This is a genomic window from Mangrovimonas xylaniphaga, from assembly GCF_001280435.1.
GTDB classification, from domain to species: domain Bacteria; phylum Bacteroidota; class Bacteroidia; order Flavobacteriales; family Flavobacteriaceae; genus Mangrovimonas_A; species Mangrovimonas_A xylaniphaga.
In genome coordinates this window covers 644,907-660,529 of the sequence record NZ_LBIP01000013.1, presented here as the reverse complement: position 1 = coordinate 660,529, position 15,623 = coordinate 644,907, and the positions used below count along the sequence as shown (strand labels likewise).

Below are 15,623 nucleotides of genomic sequence, written 5' to 3'. Positions count from 1 at the left end.
TTTAAACAATTAACAACACAAAAAACTAATTAGAAATGGCAGGAGGAAAATTATCTGCAAGGCAGAAAATGATTAACTTGATGTATTTGATCTTCATTGCGATGTTAGCATTGAATATGTCAAAAGAAGTACTTTCGGCTTTCGGTTTGATGAATGAAAAATTGACCGAATCCAATGAGGCTTCTACTGAAAGAAACACTCAGTTTATGAATGGTTTGGCAGCTAAGGTTGATGAGCAACCAGCTAAATACAAACCATTAAAGGATGCAGCTGATCAAATTGATCAATTGGCTACTGGTTTAGATTCTTATATCGCAAGCCTTAAAACTGATATGACCGCTAAGTTGGAAGATCCTACTCAGTATGAGTCTATGGACAAAGGTGATTATTTGGATAACCTTTGGTTTAAAGGAGATAAGCTAAAAGATGATGGACAGACCTTTAAGGCTGAAATCGCTAAATTTAGAGATGGAGTAGTTGCAATTTTGGAAAGCAATCCTACTACAGCTTCTATGGCACCAGCTGTTAAGGCAAAATTTGCTACAGACGATGTAAAAAGAGGTGCTGGAACTGTAGAATGGTTAAGCCATAACTACAAAGGATTCCCATTGGTTGCTTCTTTAACAAAGTTAACTCAAATGCAAGCTGACGTTAAAACTACTGAAACTGAAGTATTGCAATCTATGTTGGGTGAGCAACTTAAAGTGGAAGCATCTTTAACAAACTTTGACGCTATCGTTGTACCGGACAAAACTGCTTTCTTCTCGGGAGAAGAGTTTACAGGTAGAATCATTTTAGGTAAAAATGATAAAACCTTAAGAGCTGATAAAGTAATTATCAATGGTAAAGAATTACCTGCTGAAGCTATGCAAGCTGGACAAACTATGTTGAAGTTCGCTGCTGGTAATGTTGGTGAGCAAACTATTGAAGGAGAGTTCCAATTTAAAGAAGGTGACTCTATTATCTCAATCCCTGTAAAGAGTACTTATGCGGTTGTACCGAAACCTAACTCAGCTACTATTTCAGCTGATAAGATGAACGTTGTTTATCGAGGTGTATCTAACCCAATGACAATTTCTTTCGCTGGAGTTTCTGATAACAATGTATCGGCTTCTGCTCCTGGATTAAGTAAAGGGTCAGGTGTTGGTAAATATGTTATGAATCCTGGAACAGGTAGAGAAGTTACTATCAATGTATCTGGTACATTACCTGATGGAACTAAAGTTAGTGACAAAGCTACTTTCCGTATTAAAGATATTCCTGCACCAACTGGAACTATTCGTGGGGAGGCTGGAGTTGTACCAATGCAACGTAATGGTTTGGAAATTTCTTCTATCGGAGCTATGTTAGAAGATTTCGATTTCGATTTACCATTAGCTGTTTCAGGTTTCAAATTCAAGGTTCCAGGTCAACCAACGATTACTGTTGGAGGAAATAAATTAAATGACCGTGCTAAAGCTGCGTTGCGTAAGGCAAAACGTGGTGATGCAGTTCAAATTTTCGATATCGACGCCAAAATTTCTGGAAATAGCGGTTATAAGTTGAAAAAGGTATCTCCAGTATTTATCGAATTAACAAACTAAGATAATTTAGTTAGACAACAAACGTTTTATACGTAGAGACTTAAAGTCCCAAACATTAAAAGATTTAAGATGAAGATTAGAAATATTATATTAACCGTTTTAGGAGTTGTTGCCACAACAGGGGCATTTGCTCAGGCAAATATCCTTAATGCTAAAACACCAGACCAAATAGGAGTTAAAACAGAAGCTCAGTTGGCATTGGATCATGACAGACCATTAGAGTACGGTTATGTAGATGACAGAGACATTTTGTTTTCAAAAATGACCTGGGAAAGAGTCGTTTTAGATGAGCGTGCCAACTTCCCGCTTTACTACCCTGTAGATACTAATAATATTGGGAGTAATAGACGTTCTTTATTTGATGTTATCATGAAGAATGTAGAAAATGGTAATATTGAAAATATTTATGCAGACTCTTATTTCACGGAAAAGCGTACGCTTAAGGATCTTGACGGAGCATTAAAGCTTATTGATACTACAAACCTTGGTTTTGAGCAATACAATGCTGAAGGTATTGTAGATCCACAGTATATCAGAAAAAGAGAAATCTCTTCTTATGATATCAAAGAATACCGTATGAAAGGATTATGGTATTTTGACAAGCGTCAAGGAGAATTAAGATACCGTCTTTTAGGATTAGCACCGGTTTGTCCAGATGTTAACTTTATTGACGAAGAAAACCCAGATTTGGTTGAATTATTCTGGATATTTTTCCCAGAGTCCAGAGATGTGTTGCACGAAGCAAAATCGTTTAACAACAAGAACAGTGCAGTACCAATTTCGTTTGATCACTTGTTAAATTCTAGACGTTTTAGCAGCGTTATGTACAAGGAAGAAAACGTGTATGGAGACAGAGAAGTTAAGGAGTATATTGCGGACAACGCTTTAATGCAGTTGTTGGAGTCTGACAGAATCAAAGAGAAGATTCGTAACTTCGAACAAGATATGTGGTCTTACTAAGGTAAATCACTGTCAATATAGAGAAAAGCCCACTTTTTAGTGGGCTTTTTCTTTTTTGGGTATGAGTTATTGTTCCAATCCTTGTAATTTTGCAAATATGAATGTAGATTATTTTATAATAGGTTGTGGTTTGGCTGGTATCGCTTTTTGTGAGCAATTGCGCCAACATGATAAATCTTTTTTGGTGTTTGATAACGGATCCCAACAATCATCCAAGGTAGCGGCGGGATTGTACAATCCGGTTATTTTAAAACGTTTTTCTGAGGTTTGGATGGCTAAGGAACAGTTGGAATTGGCCTTGCCCAAATATAAAGTTGTAGGAGAGCTTTTAAAGACACAAGTTGATTATCCTATTCCTATTCATAGAAGGTTTGCTTCTATTGAAGAACAGAATTTATGGTTTTCCGCATCAGATAAACCAGCTTTGGAACCATTCTTATCTATTTCTTTAGTTAAAAACCATAATGAAGAAATCAATGCGCCTTTTGGATTTGGGGAGGTATTGCATACCGGACGTGTGGATACCACGGCCTTAATTGATGGTTATCAGGACTACTTAAAAAAAGAAGGAAGGCTTGTTTCTGTAGCCTTCAATCATGAGCTATTGAATGTTGAATCCAACACATTTTATTATGGTGAATATACAGCCGATAGAATTGTCTTCTGCGAAGGATTTGGTATAAAGAAGAATCCATATTTCCAACACTTGCCTTTAAATGGTACCAAAGGGGAGACCATCACAATTAAGGCTCCTAATCTTAAATTGGATGTTATTTTGAAGGGATCAGCGTTTCTATTGCCTCTTGGAGACGATGTGTATACTGTTGGTGCGACCTATAATTGGACGGATAAAACCAATCAACCTAGTCAAGAAGGATGTGAAGAATTGGTGAATAAAGTAAAGGAGCTTATCAATTGTGACTTTACTGTGATAGATCAGGAGGCAGGTATTCGGCCAACCGTAAAGGATAGACGTCCTTTGGTAGGGGAACATCCAGAACAACCCAATATGTACATTTTAAATGGGTTGGGAACTAGAGGTGTTATGATTGCACCTTATGTGGCTGAACAGCTATATGAGCAAATAGAAAACAATCAACCCCTAAACCCCGAGATCGACATTAAGCGGTTTTCTTCTTAGCCCATTCTTTGTCGTAATGCATAAAAATATTGATCCAGATATTTCTTGATAAGCGCATAATAACAGGGTAAAAGGCTATCATCGTACCTACAATAGCGATAAAGGCGGTTTTTAAGGAGGTTCCTAAAATTAAATAGCTTATCACAAACGCAGCAACGGCAAAGGCTATACCAACAGCGTAGCTTACGTACATGGAGCCATAGAAAAACGATGGTTCCAATCTATATTTAGTACCACAATGGGAGCAATGATCATGAATTTTTAAAGTGTCAATAATGATGTACGGATTTTTGTTTACGTACATAGATTCTTCTTGACACTTTGGACAAGTTCCTTTCAAAATACTATACAGTTTGGTCCCTTTTTTTATCATGGATTTATAGTGTATTTTTGCGTTTTCTATTGAACTGTAAAGTTACGTTTTATAGAAATATTAATTGTAACAAAAGTCACTAAATGCTCAATATCCATAACCTTTCTATTTCGTTTCAAGGCGAATATTTATTTGAAGAAATTACGTTTAAACTGAATCCAGGAGACCGGGTTGGTTTGATAGGTAAAAATGGCGCAGGTAAATCTACCATGCTTAAGATTTTGTCTGGAGATATGGAACCTGATTCAGGACAAATTGCTTCTGATAAAAATTTGAGTATTGGCTTTTTAAGACAGGATATTGATTTTATTCTGGGAAGAACCGTTTTGGAAGAGTCCTATGAAGCCTTTCAGGAGATTAAGGATTTGGAGCGCAAATTGGAAGAAATCAACATGGAAATGGCTGAGCGCACCGATTATGAAAGTGAACGCTATCACCAATTGATGGTTGATTTGAATGAAATTCAGCATCAATACGAAATCTTGGGAGGTTACAATTATCAAGGTGAAACTGAAAAAATCCTGCAGGGTCTTGGTTTCAAAAGAGAGGATTTCAATAAGCTTACCGACACTTTCTCTGGTGGGTGGCGTATGCGTATTGAATTGGCCAAGCTGCTACTTCAAAACAATGATATTTTGCTATTGGATGAGCCCACCAACCACTTGGATATTGAATCCATTATTTGGTTGGAAGGATTTTTAAAAGGTTATTCTGGAGCTGTGGTGATTGTGTCGCACGATAAAATGTTCTTGGATAATGTGACCAACAGAACAATAGAAATATCCTTGGGGCGTATTTACGATTACAACAAACCCTATTCAAAGTTCTTGGTTCTTAGAAAGGAAATCAAGGAGCAACAATTGGCTTCTCAAAAGAATCAGGAGAAGCAAATTCAGCAAACTGAAAAACTTATAGAAAAGTTTAGGGCTAAGGCTTCCAAAGCTTCCATGGCGCAATCCTTAATCAAAAAATTGGATAAAATTGAGCGTATTGAAGTTGATGAAGATGACAACAGTGTAATGACCTTAAATTTTCCAGTGTCCATTACACCTGGTAAAGTGGTGGTTGAAGCCGAAAATATTACCAAGAATTATGGCGCTTTACAGGTTTTAAATGGCATAGATTTAAGTATTGAAAGAGATTCTAAAACTGCTTTTGTTGGCCAGAATGGTCAAGGTAAATCTACTTTAGCTAAAATTATTGTTGGGGAAATAAAGCATGAAGGTCATTTAAAGTTAGGGCATAATGTGCAAATAGGGTATTTCGCTCAAAATCAAGCGGAATATTTGGACGGTAATAAAACCGTTTTGGATACTATGATTGATGCGGCCAACGAAACCAATAGAAGCAAGGTAAGGGATATTTTGGGATCTTTTCTATTCCGTGGTGAGGAGGTTGATAAATATGTGAGAGTACTTTCTGGAGGGGAACGAAACCGTTTGGCCCTAGCAAAGTTGTTGCTACAACCCTTGAATGTGTTGGTAATGGATGAGCCTACCAACCACTTGGATATTAAATCCAAGAACGTTTTAAAAGAAGCGTTGAAGAAGTTTGAAGGGACTTTGATTTTAGTATCTCACGACCGTGATTTTCTTCAAGGGTTGACCAACAAAGTGTATGAATTCAAAGATCAACGAATCAAGGAATATCTTGGAGATATCGATTTTTATTTGGAACAGCGTAATGTAGAGAGTTTAAGGGACGTTGAAAAGCGTGATGTTGTAAAAGACCAACCAAAGGAGGTCAATAAACAATCTTACCAGGACCAAAAGAAGATGAAATCCTTAGCCAATAAGTTGAGCAATACTGAAGCTAAAATAAGTCAACTGGAAAAGGAAATTAAGGCTATTGATGCCGAACTTGCTATAAATTATGATGCTTTAGTAGCAGACCCTGGTTTTTTCAAAAATTATCAAGCCAAAAAAGATGAATTGGATAATCTGATGCTGGATTGGGAAACAATTCACGAGGAACTTGATAGTTTTAATTAATAGGCATTCATATAAAATAGAGGGATTAAAAATCGTTCCAAAATCTGTAACTTACAGTATGGAAACGTATTTCTTTCAATGTCCATATTGTTGGCAACAAATCTCTGTTGTGGTAGACAAGTCTATTCCCAATCAAGCCTATATTGAAGATTGTGAAGTATGCTGTAATCCTATCTCTTTGGAAATCAGTATTAAAAATAATGACATATTTTACTTTCAAGCAAGTGGGCTGTAAATGGTAGTTTCGGGTGCATTATTTTGGTTTATAGTGATTTATGTTGTAGTTCTTTTTGTGGGATTATGTATTTCGTCGAAAAAAATTTGTATTTCACCGAATTAAGGTTATATTCGTTAGTGTAAATTTTTTCTCGCATCAAATCTACAGTTATGAAAACACTCCAACTATCCTTCCTATTCTGTTTAATTAGTGTATTGTCATTTGGCGCAATATCGTCCAAAGAAAAAGCAGCCTTAATAGCATTGAATTCTTCTACCAAAGGTGAAAATTGGTTTAAAACATGGAACCTTAATGCTCCGGTATATACCTGGTGCGGTGTGATTATAGAAGATGATAAGGTTGTAGGGCTCAACTTGGATTCCAATAACCTTACAGGGACACTTCCTGAAGCATTGGGAGATTTGGTCCACTTGAAAAAAATTAGCTTTTTCAGAAATCACCTTACAGGAAAGATTCCTTCTTCCATTGGGAATTTAACAAGTTTAACAACGCTTAATATGGCTTTTAATGAGTTAAATGGGGCTTTGCCAAGTTCTATTGTAAATCTAAAATCTTTGGTGTCGTTGCAATTGTTTATGAATAGAATTGAGGGAGAGATTCCTCGACAGATAGGAAATTTGGCTAATTTGGAATATCTGGAACTGTACAATAATGATATTGAAGGGACCATTCCAAAGTCAATAGGAAAGTTAGCGAAGCTTAAAGAGCTTTTAATTAGTAGTAATAGAATAACCGGAAAATTGCCCACTGAAATATCAGGAATGACTTCACTTAGAGTGTTGAGTGTTTTTGATAATAAAATGTTAGGTATTGTTCCAAAGTCTATTGGTAAGTTAGCTGGGTTGGAAGAGTTAGTTTTGGCCAACAATGCTTTCTATGGAGATTTGCCAAATGAGCTTGCCAGCTTGGTAAACCTGAAAGTTTTGCTCTTAGGAAACAACGCTTTTAAGGGGGATTTGGCGGCTTTGGAAAAAAACTTTCCAAAAATGAAAAATTTTGATGTGCAAAATACAGAGGGTAGAGGGGTGATAGTAACCTTGGACCCAGAAGATTAAAAGTTGTCCGTAATAAATGTGTGGCTCCCGGCAAGAAATTGTTGGGAGTTATTTTTTAAAATATGCTTTGTATTCTCAAAAAACGTCTTATATTTGCACCACGATATCGCGGGATAGAGCAGTAGGTAGCTCGTCGGGCTCATAACCCGAAGGTCACTGGTTCGAGTCCAGTTCCCGCTACTAATTGGAAATCATCCAGATAAGCAGTTTAGTTCACTCTAAACTGCTTTTTTTATGTCGAATTTGAATGAATTGGTTACATTTGAACACGAAAATGAACACGTTTTAGAACACGATTTGCCTACCAAAAAATTATTTTCCACCCCAAAAATCCACACCGCCAAGGGCGACCTATCGAAAAGATGGTAGGTCTATTTTTCCTATCGCAATCCAGAAACGGGAAAGCTCGAGCGCTACAAAAGGAATATTTACGGAGTCGCCAACAGCTACAGGACAAAAGAGGAACGCATGACGGTACTCAGTGTCTATAGACAGCGGTTGTTAAAACTTCTCAAAGAAGGCTACAGTCCATATGAGAACAATCTCGATAGGTATAATGGCATCCAACAGGAAGAAGAGAAGGGGAAAGCGGAGCCTGAAGTTGTGGTAAAGGAAAAAAACATTGAAAATACCGAGGTTGTTCCCAAAGAAAAAGAAGTAGAAATAGAGGAAAGCGTTAAGGAAAGGGGCATGGGCTTTAAGGAAGCCCTCGACTTTGACTTTTCACTGAAATCAGCACAGCTCAGGGAAAGCAGCCTCAGGTCATACAAGAGCCATATCAAGGTATTCTATGAATGGTTCCAAAAGGAGCATCCTGAAGTGGAATTCATCGAACAGGTGGACAGGAAACTGGTGCTAACGTTTCTGACGAGCCTTTTGGAGACCTCTACGCCAAGGAACAGGAACAACTACAGGGCAAGCCTTAGCAGCCTTTTCCAGACCTTGGAGGACAATGATATTGTCCCTTCCAACTTTGTGGGCAAGATCAAGGTTCTCAAATCCACACCAAAGCGCAACAAGACCTATTCCAAGGGACAACAGGAGGAAATCTTCGACTTCTTGGAAAAGGAAGATCCAACTCTGCTCTTGTTCATCAAGTTCATATCCTACAATTTCCTGAGACCATTGGAGGTGTGCAGGCTAAAGGTTGGGGATATCGACCTAAAGCACAAGACCCTCAGTTTTGAGGCGAAGAACAGCCCTATGAAGACCAAGATCATTCCCGACCTTTTGCTACGTGACCTTCCTGACCTATCGAATAAAGATAAAGGGCATTACCTGTTCACTCCAGAGGGAATAGGAGGCGAATGGGAGACGAGCCTAGAGAACAAGCGCAACTACTTTACCAAGCGATTCAAGAAAGTGGTCAAGGAATCCTTTGGACTGGGAGAGGACCATGGCCTCTATAGCTTCAGGCATACCTTCATTACAAAGCTATACAGGGCCTTGGTGGCAGATTCCTCGCCGCACGCAGCCAAGAGCAAGCTGATGCAGATAACAGGCCACAGTTCCATGACAGCACTTGAGAAATACCTTAGGGATATCGATGCGGAGCTTCCAGAGGACTATTCGGCAATGCTATAAAGAAATAAGGAAATCGATATGACATCCATTGAAGAGATCAACTATGAACTTGGAATAAACATCATAAAGGCCTCGGTACTTTTCATTCCAAGTACCATGATAGAAGAGGCCAAAAAGAAAAACGATACCATCGATTTTGACCAATATGGAGGAAAGGTTCTCCTTATCGAGGGCAACGGCAAGAACTATTTTTTGGAGGACAACAGTCCATCACTTTACCATGTGCTTCAGAAAAGCGTGCTTCTTGATGGGAACATCCTGAAACTTTTGCAGTGGAAGGAGAAATTCGATACGGCCACATTTGAATTCATTCTTGAAAAGTATATTGAGCAGCTAAAGGGATATACCTTTGCCGCCGAATGGCTTCAGGCCAATGTAAGGATTGTAGTTCCCGATGTTTCTGAGGAGATTCTCAGTTCATTCGGGATGCAATATGATCAGTTGGAAAAACACCGCTTGGATGTTGACAGGCGATTTGGACTTCGGGCCCTTGAACAGCAAAACCCATCCAGTGCCCCTGTGGCAAGAGAAAAAATGGAGCTTCCCGAGATTATGGAACTGATGGGCATGGAGAACCTGAACAAAGGGATGGCCACGGTGCAGGAGACGGTGGTGCCCAAGCAGGACAGGAGTGAACGGATAAAGGCACTAAAGGCAAAGATAGAGACGGAGGCGGACGACTATCTTTTGGATTATATCTTTGGAGTCCCGACAGGAAAAACAACAGTAGAGCATTAGTAAAATAAACAACAATAAAATTATCAGTGATATGGCGAAATCCGATACAGACGATCAATCCGTAACCTTTAGGATACCCAGGGCGCTTAAAAATAAAATCAATCAGCGTGCAGAAATGAAGGGGGTCAAGCTGTCCGAGTATCTGAGGGAATTATTGACTTCAGTTGTGGAGGATAGGGTGTGCCAAGCAGAAAGGGAAAGGATCAAGGAACTGGAAAACCAGACGTTTTTGAAGTCCAAGGAATTTATGCAGTTGCTGGTATGGATGTACAGTAAGCGTGAAGCGCAGAAATACAATAAGGAAACTGATTACCTTGATGACCATATAAAGACGCTGAAGCAGGTTGGGGACCATGTACCAGTGGATCTTTCGAAAGAATTTGATAAAGTATTGAAGAGTCTTCTTTCCATTGACAGGGATAATAGCTATTCTACCTATGATTTTATAAAGGGTTATGGGGAAAAGGAAAAATTCGATTTCGAAAAGCTTGAAAAATTTCTGCTATCAAAGCCGATAAAGGTTCCAAATTTACCGCCTTTTCCATTGAAAAAGACGAGGTGAATTTTGTAATACAATTTGTAAGACAATTGTAAGACAATTGTCTTGCAAATTTCTTTTTTGTTTTTTGAACAGTTGATTTGACCACATTTGTGGTCGAAAATAGCTTGTTTTAAGGGGTTTTCGGGTGTATATAGTTCCAATAACGGTTATTGGTTATTATTGGAGCATTGTTGATTGTAAGACAGTTTTTGTTTTTTATGAAAATTGTAAACAAATTTTTTAGAAAATCGGAAGCAATGAATTATACACTGTGTTGTACATAGTTATTTTTTAATCAGATAATTTAATTTCCAGCTTTTCACGACACTATCTACTCCAATTTCATTCAGTTCTAATACCTCTCTTGGGTCAGTGTTAAAAAAAGTTCTTCCTGTTCGAGTCAAAATAGAATCATTAACTATTTTACTATATATGTTTAATTGCCTTATTCTTCCATTTGATTCTTTTATCCGAAACGCGTCCATTTCCTCGTTCAATATGAATTTTTCATTTTCAGATGGAATTACATTTTTCCAAGCGTGAAGTATTTCATTTTCCTTGGGTTTTTCTCTCCACGATTCCCATCTATTTCCGAAAAATTCATCGTGCCTATTTTGCGCTGTCATATAGTAATCGATAATAGGAACATTTAAAGATTTTCTGAACTCGTTAGCTTTGATTCCGTAATTCAGATTTTCTATCTTTTTTCTGTTGCCAAAGTAGTCGTACGTTAAGTAAACCCCGAAAATCAGAAGTACAATTTTGAAGAAATGTTTTTTCAGATTAAGGTTTTTCATTATTATGTACAACTGTTTGTATAGAGATAGTGCGGTTTTGCGTCCGAGGATTTTCCGCAGGAAAATCAGAGTGACCAAAGACGCACGAACTCTGGGTTAGGTAGCCAAGTTAGCATTATTTTTATACAGTGTTGTGGTGCGTTTTTTATTTTTTTCTCTTCTCAAATTCTTCTCTAATCAGTTGTTCTAAATCGTCATATTTTATCTTAAGTGAATTTGAAATAATTGATAATGGTGAACCGTACATTTTATGATTAGCCTTCATGGCTCTTTTCGTAATCCTATTTTTTGCTCGTCCAATGTATTTTTCAGGTTTGTCTGTCTCAAGCATTAGAATTTTTGTTGAAGCCACCTGAACCGTTCCAATATTTTTTATATCATCCCATTCAATAAGTCCAATACTTGTTGCATTCGAGTTGTCGGTTATTCCATTTTGGTCGATTGTTAGTCCAACTTTTTTGTCAAATAGTTTTTTTGTGATAAATACCAAACACAATCCAAAAAATGCTGCTGATGCTATTCCTGCAACTCTAATTGTTTCGGCATTTCGGAAACGTATGTTCGCATACTGTTCTGGGTTGATAATAAACAATATTCCAAGAGTCACAAAAACAGTCGCTCCGATTAAGAGAAGAAGAATTTTAGTTTTGCTTAATTGAATTTCAATTTTGTTTTCCATCATTTTCTTTAATGCACCACAACGGTTTGTGTATAGTTTCGTTGCGTGAAAATCCGCAGGATTTTCAGGTTTAAGAAACTAAGATAGCAAAGTTGCGAGGATTTTCCGAGAGGAAAATCAGAAGCAATGAATTATACATGGTGTTGTACAACGTTTTTTAATTTTTTCATTCCGAAATGATACAAACAGAAAACTACTAAAGAAACTAAAATTTTCCCCAATAGTCCAGCAACTATAACTCCTGTATCAATTCCGTATTCCTTATTTAAGGTCCAACTACTTGGTAAATAATCGCGGTGTAATGTTACTACTAGAATTACAAATCGTTCAAATGTTATAACAAAGAGTAGACTGATTATAATTCTATTAATTAAATATTTTTTTATGAATCGTATTCGATATGTCTGGGTCAACAAAAACCAAAATATTGGTTGAATCCATATTGCGTAAGCATATTTTCCCGTCAATCGATTGATATATTCCACTTTTTCGTTCTCATTTTCTAATCCTAAATAGAAAACCATAATTCCGAAAAGCCACAAAATAATCCAGACAAAGCCTAGATAAATTATTAATTGAACAGCACTTTTGTCAAAATCTGAAAGAACTGTTTTGTCTTTTAATAAAGCTCTCAAAATGAAGTAGATTATTGAGTAAAATCCGAATCCAACAAAAATGTCAATTCTTATGAAGTCAGTAATGAAATTTAAGATTTCAGTCAAAAGTGAATTTTTTTATCTAATGTTGTACAACGTTTGGGCTATAATTCCGTTGCGAGTAAAATCCGTAGGATTTTCCGAGTAGGAATTGTAGCTGGTTAAAGATAATATTTTTAGGATAGAGCAGGAGGTTAGTAATGGATTATAGCCAGTGTTGTAAGCCGTTATTTAATTTATTTTAATAAACGTAGACATTAAGTAATCAAGTTTTTTGAAATTTCTAGTATATGTTGTTTCCGTAGATTTGAAATTAACCCAAATATATGAAGTACTAGTTTCTATTAAAATGTAACAGCACAAGACTTCTCGGCCATTATTTAAGATTTTGGTTTTATAGGTGGTACCTAAATTTTCAAAATCAAAAGTTTTTATAGTACTCAATATCCTGTCTTCAAGTGACCAATCAGGCGGTTGGCCAATACCGTATTTTTTTATAACCCAGTTTTCAAAGTTTTCATAATTTATAAATTCTGACTTATTAAAGGAACGAATGGAAATATTATCTTTCTTGGAGTCTAAAAGGGGTAATGTGCCACTAATATTATTTGCGTCAATAATTTCACTTACATTCCACCAATCAGGAATCTCAATTTTATAACCAGTAGATGGGAAAGCTTCGATTCTTTTATTTTGATTACAAGCAATAAAGAATAATATAGTTAGAAGTAACGTAAAAATTTGTTTTGTCTTCATTTCTTTAATGGCTTACAACGGTTTGTGTATAGTTTCGTTGCGTGAAAATCCGCAGGATTTTCGGGTTAAGAAACTAAGATAGTGAAGTTGCGAGGATTTTCCGTGAGGAAAATCGGAAGCAATGAATTATACATGGTGTTGTAGCACGTTTTTATTTACACCTGTGTAATTCACCATAGTATTTTATCGGATTGCGATCTCTTAACTTAATTTCACTTATGGCATTGCAAAATTTTTGCTTATCCAATTCGATTATCATTTTGAGATTTTCTATAAAACCTTCTGCATATTCACCATCTGCGAAACTTGCTAAATTCAGACTTGGAATATAAAAGTCCCAGTTTTTATTGATAGTAACTTTGTCAAAAATCAGTTGAGTAGTCTCATAGAAAAAGTCCGTTTTCCCTAGGTTGTGATCAGGTTCGGTTGTCTCATAATAGATTTTAAATTCCTCATAGTTAGTAGGAACTAGTTTTATCAAAACTGTGTCCGGAATATTATTTTTCTTTAAGTAGTATTTTGAAGCGGACTCTAAGTTTAGTTCATAATCAGTCCGTTGATTTGTAATTAATTCACTTGATTTTGTAAATGTTAGAAATAAAAGAATTACAAAGATGGGTAGTTTCAAAATCATTTTGATAGGGCTTTTTGTAATGTGCTACAACGGTTTGTGTATAGTTTCGTTGCGTGAAAATCCGCTAGGATTTTCGGGTTAAGAAACTATGTTAGCAAAATTGCGAGGATTTTCCGCGAGGAAAATCGGAAGCAATGAATTATACATGGTGTTGTACCACGTATTTTTAGTTCTTATTTTTTTGTTTTAATTCCGCCATTTTTTCTAAATAGGCATCCTCTTTTTCTATAAATTCAGTCCATCCGTTTGGTTCTAGAAATATTATCTTTTTTAAAATTTTTATACCACCACGACTTTCAATGCGTTTATAAGTCCTAAACTCTGTTTGGTCATTTGGAATGTCAAATTGAGATAAATTTATAAATCCAGTTATGGAATTTGAATAATAAACTTTATTGTCATTTAAGAGTTTAAATCTTATTTGGGTTTCAAAACTCCCGTTATAAACTTTGGATTGCGTTTTTATAATTCCACTGGGTTCTATTTGATCTGATAGATAACTATTTGTGCACGTAGAATATTTCCAAAACTCGATTGGTTGCCATTGTCCATTTTGGTTTTTCGCCTCCTGAATTAAGAATAAATGCCAATCTTGATTTGAGATTTTTAATGAGTCAGTCGTTTTATTATAAACATAAATAGAGTATAGGCTATCGTTAGTTTTTTCTAAAATTAGAATGATTTCATTTTCGCTTTTGTATAAATCACTAAACTGAATCTTTAATCCAGAGGAAGGAACAAAATCTCTGTCCATTCGATTTTTGTTGGTTTCCATTTTTGACGTTTGTGCAATTAAGCCAAAAGTTTGAAGAAGAATAAAGACATTAATTATGTATGACAGATTTCGGTTTCGCATATGTGGTACAACGGCTCGTATAACCGTCAGTTACGGGTGAAAATACGTTAATTTTCGGTTTAGAACTGGCGTTAGCAATTCCGAGTGGATTCGGACGTAGTCGAATCCGCTGTAATTGCGGTTATATATTGTTGTAAAACGTTTTTATAGTTCGGCTTTGTAAAGGTTTTCCATATTTTCCAATGGTCTGCCTAATAATTTCTCTGCTTCTTTTTGCCCGTTTACTTTTTGGTTAGAGGTCAGATTTGTTTCTAATTCTTGTATTTCTTTTACAATTTGCTGTTGTTGAACATAAGAGAAGTCTCTTTTGAATTCATTGAATATTAAAAACCATTGATAGCTTTTAAACAAGTCCTTCTCTAATTCTCCACCATCTCTGTACATTTGGGCAAGCTGTAATCTAACTGAAGTTATGTAGCCGCTTTTTGATAAATTCTCTGGGTTTTCAAATTTTCCAAGTCGAGTTGCCCATTCCAGCATTTTGTCCATATTTTTTTCAGCTCCCATTCCTGAATAATAGCAGTTGATAACATTCCACATACAAGTTCCATCTCCATTTTCAGCACACTTTAGCCCAAATTGGAATGCTTTTTTATAGTCTTGTTCAACTCCGTCACCATTTCCATAAGCCATCATCATTTGATAAAGTCCATCGTTAAATCCTTGTTCAGCTGATTTGTCAAACCACTCAATACCCTTTTTTGTATTTTGTTCAACACCAGCTCCTGCATGATAACAATAACCTAAATTATATTGCGCTTCGGCATTTCCCAATTCAGCCGCTTTTTTTAAAATTGGGATTGCTTCTTCAAACTTTTGTTGTTCAATTAATTTCTTTGACTGTTCATTCAGTTCGTCCCCAGTTTGTCCGAAAACATTAATACTGATAAAAGTCAGAATTAGAAATACTTTTTGTTTTGTCATTAGTTTTTTAAATGTTTTACAACGGCTCATGTAACACTGCCGTTGCGTTTGGTTTTGGGATTAAAGATAGCTAAACGAAAACAACAATTGGTGCATGCGAGGATTTTCCGAAGGAAA

General features: G+C 36.3%; 17 protein-coding genes and 1 tRNA gene. 10 read left to right on the top strand and 8 right to left on the bottom strand.

Annotated elements, in window-relative coordinates; all coding sequences use genetic code 11:
* The first annotated feature begins 35 nt into the window (after window positions 1–35).
* From porM to ZA06_RS03000, 3 genes are all read left to right on the top strand, one after another.
* Complete coding sequence (porM, locus tag ZA06_RS03010) at window positions 36–1,583, top strand: type IX secretion system motor protein PorM/GldM (RefSeq protein WP_053975921.1); 1,548 nt, start codon at window positions 36–38, stop codon at window positions 1,581–1,583.
* Window positions 1,584–1,652: 69 nt separating this feature from the next.
* Complete coding sequence (gene porN / locus ZA06_RS03005) at window positions 1,653–2,543, top strand: type IX secretion system ring subunit PorN/GldN (protein ID WP_053975920.1); 891 nt, start codon at window positions 1,653–1,655, stop codon at window positions 2,541–2,543.
* Window positions 2,544–2,640: 97 nt separating this feature from the next.
* On the top strand, window positions 2,641–3,684 hold the full coding sequence (locus ZA06_RS03000; RefSeq protein WP_053977039.1) for an NAD(P)/FAD-dependent oxidoreductase: 1,044 nt from the start codon (window positions 2,641–2,643) through the stop codon (window positions 3,682–3,684).
* Here the strand turns inward: ZA06_RS03000 and ZA06_RS02995 are convergent.
* Window positions 3,665–4,057 (bottom strand): DUF983 domain-containing protein, encoded by a 393-nt coding sequence (locus ZA06_RS02995; RefSeq protein WP_053975919.1) that lies wholly within the window; start codon window positions 4,055–4,057, stop codon window positions 3,665–3,667. The genes ZA06_RS03000 and ZA06_RS02995 overlap by 20 nt on opposite strands.
* Window positions 4,058–4,140: 83 nt before the next feature.
* On the opposite strand from ZA06_RS02995, the gene ZA06_RS02990 reads away from it, so the two are divergent.
* The 7 genes from ZA06_RS02990 to ZA06_RS02965 all read left to right on the top strand — a co-directional run bounded on the left by ZA06_RS02990 (window position 4,141) and on the right by ZA06_RS02965 (window position 10,225).
* A complete protein-coding gene (locus ZA06_RS02990) occupies window positions 4,141–6,048 on the top strand; it encodes an ABC-F family ATP-binding cassette domain-containing protein (RefSeq protein WP_053975918.1) in 1,908 nt (635 codons plus the stop codon).
* A gap of 58 nt (window positions 6,049–6,106) precedes the next feature.
* Window positions 6,107–6,283, top strand: a complete 177-nt coding sequence (locus tag ZA06_RS16725) for a CPXCG motif-containing cysteine-rich protein (RefSeq protein WP_082331976.1) — start codon at window positions 6,107–6,109, stop codon at window positions 6,281–6,283.
* A 152-nt stretch (window positions 6,284–6,435) separates the two neighbouring features.
* Window positions 6,436–7,341 (top strand): leucine-rich repeat domain-containing protein, encoded by a 906-nt coding sequence (locus ZA06_RS02985; RefSeq protein ID WP_053975917.1) that lies wholly within the window; start codon window positions 6,436–6,438, stop codon window positions 7,339–7,341.
* 107 nt (window positions 7,342–7,448) lie between these two features.
* Window positions 7,449–7,521: transfer RNA gene (locus ZA06_RS02980), tRNA-Met, on the top strand.
* A 288-nt stretch (window positions 7,522–7,809) separates the two neighbouring features.
* Window positions 7,810–8,925 (top strand): tyrosine-type recombinase/integrase, encoded by a 1,116-nt coding sequence (locus ZA06_RS02975; protein ID WP_053975916.1) that lies wholly within the window; start codon window positions 7,810–7,812, stop codon window positions 8,923–8,925.
* Between the two features lie 18 nt (window positions 8,926–8,943).
* Window positions 8,944–9,663 carry a hypothetical protein gene (locus ZA06_RS02970; RefSeq protein WP_053975915.1) on the top strand — a complete coding sequence of 240 codons (720 nt, stop codon included), beginning with the start codon at window positions 8,944–8,946 and terminating at the stop codon, window positions 9,661–9,663.
* Between the two features lie 31 nt (window positions 9,664–9,694).
* On the top strand, window positions 9,695–10,225 hold the full coding sequence (locus ZA06_RS02965; protein ID WP_053975914.1) for a hypothetical protein: 531 nt from the start codon (window positions 9,695–9,697) through the stop codon (window positions 10,223–10,225).
* A gap of 263 nt (window positions 10,226–10,488) precedes the next feature.
* Here the strand turns inward: ZA06_RS02965 and ZA06_RS02960 are convergent, their stop codons facing one another.
* From ZA06_RS02960 to ZA06_RS16720, 7 genes are all read right to left on the bottom strand, one after another.
* Entirely contained in the window at window positions 10,489–11,001 is a 513-nt protein-coding gene (locus ZA06_RS02960; protein WP_053975913.1) for a hypothetical protein, read from the bottom strand.
* Between the two features lie 145 nt (window positions 11,002–11,146).
* Window positions 11,147–11,680, bottom strand: coding sequence for an STM3941 family protein (locus ZA06_RS02955; RefSeq protein WP_082331975.1), 534 nt, complete (start codon window positions 11,678–11,680; stop codon window positions 11,147–11,149).
* A gap of 131 nt (window positions 11,681–11,811) precedes the next feature.
* Entirely contained in the window at window positions 11,812–12,402 is a 591-nt protein-coding gene (locus ZA06_RS02950; RefSeq protein ID WP_053975911.1) for a hypothetical protein, read from the bottom strand.
* A gap of 165 nt (window positions 12,403–12,567) precedes the next feature.
* On the bottom strand, window positions 12,568–13,092 hold the full coding sequence (locus ZA06_RS02945; RefSeq protein ID WP_053975910.1) for a hypothetical protein: 525 nt from the start codon (window positions 13,090–13,092) through the stop codon (window positions 12,568–12,570).
* A 151-nt stretch (window positions 13,093–13,243) separates the two neighbouring features.
* Window positions 13,244–13,726, bottom strand: a complete 483-nt coding sequence (locus ZA06_RS02940; protein ID WP_053975909.1) for a hypothetical protein — start codon at window positions 13,724–13,726, stop codon at window positions 13,244–13,246.
* Window positions 13,727–13,892: 166 nt separating this feature from the next.
* Window positions 13,893–14,501, bottom strand: coding sequence for a hypothetical protein (locus ZA06_RS02935; RefSeq protein WP_053975908.1), 609 nt, complete (start codon window positions 14,499–14,501; stop codon window positions 13,893–13,895).
* 225 nt (window positions 14,502–14,726) lie between these two features.
* A complete protein-coding gene (locus ZA06_RS16720; RefSeq protein WP_168155203.1) occupies window positions 14,727–15,506 on the bottom strand; it encodes a tetratricopeptide repeat protein in 780 nt (259 codons plus the stop codon).
* Between the last annotated feature and the right edge of the window lie 117 nt (window positions 15,507–15,623).

What these genes read in the sequence shown, in the direction of transcription:
- porN (WP_053975920.1), top strand. Translation starts at nt 1,653, where the DNA reads ATGAAGATTAGAAATATTATATTAACCGTTTTAGGAGTTGTTGCCACA.
- porM (WP_053975921.1), top strand. Translation starts at nt 36, where the DNA reads ATGGCAGGAGGAAAATTATCTGCAAGGCAGAAAATGATTAACTTGATG.
- ZA06_RS02965 (WP_053975914.1), top strand. Translation starts at nt 9,695, where the DNA reads ATGGCGAAATCCGATACAGACGATCAATCCGTAACCTTTAGGATACCC.
- ZA06_RS02935 (WP_053975908.1), bottom strand. Translation starts at nt 14,501, where the DNA reads ATGGAAACCAACAAAAATCGAATGGACAGAGATTTTGTTCCTTCCTCT.
- ZA06_RS02960 (WP_053975913.1), bottom strand. Translation starts at nt 11,001, where the DNA reads ATGAAAAACCTTAATCTGAAAAAACATTTCTTCAAAATTGTACTTCTG.
- ZA06_RS02995 (WP_053975919.1), bottom strand. Translation starts at nt 4,057, where the DNA reads ATGATAAAAAAAGGGACCAAACTGTATAGTATTTTGAAAGGAACTTGT.
- ZA06_RS02940 (WP_053975909.1), bottom strand. Translation starts at nt 13,726, where the DNA reads ATGATTTTGAAACTACCCATCTTTGTAATTCTTTTATTTCTAACATTT.
- ZA06_RS02945 (WP_053975910.1), bottom strand. Translation starts at nt 13,092, where the DNA reads ATGAAGACAAAACAAATTTTTACGTTACTTCTAACTATATTATTCTTT.
- ZA06_RS02985 (WP_053975917.1), top strand. Translation starts at nt 6,436, where the DNA reads ATGAAAACACTCCAACTATCCTTCCTATTCTGTTTAATTAGTGTATTG.
- ZA06_RS02990 (WP_053975918.1), top strand. Translation starts at nt 4,141, where the DNA reads ATGCTCAATATCCATAACCTTTCTATTTCGTTTCAAGGCGAATATTTA.
- ZA06_RS02955 (WP_082331975.1), bottom strand. Translation starts at nt 11,680, where the DNA reads ATGGAAAACAAAATTGAAATTCAATTAAGCAAAACTAAAATTCTTCTT.
- ZA06_RS02975 (WP_053975916.1), top strand. Translation starts at nt 7,810, where the DNA reads ATGACGGTACTCAGTGTCTATAGACAGCGGTTGTTAAAACTTCTCAAA.
- ZA06_RS16720 (WP_168155203.1), bottom strand. Translation starts at nt 15,506, where the DNA reads ATGACAAAACAAAAAGTATTTCTAATTCTGACTTTTATCAGTATTAAT.
- ZA06_RS03000 (WP_053977039.1), top strand. Translation starts at nt 2,641, where the DNA reads ATGAATGTAGATTATTTTATAATAGGTTGTGGTTTGGCTGGTATCGCT.
- ZA06_RS16725 (WP_082331976.1), top strand. Translation starts at nt 6,107, where the DNA reads ATGGAAACGTATTTCTTTCAATGTCCATATTGTTGGCAACAAATCTCT.
- ZA06_RS02970 (WP_053975915.1), top strand. Translation starts at nt 8,944, where the DNA reads ATGACATCCATTGAAGAGATCAACTATGAACTTGGAATAAACATCATA.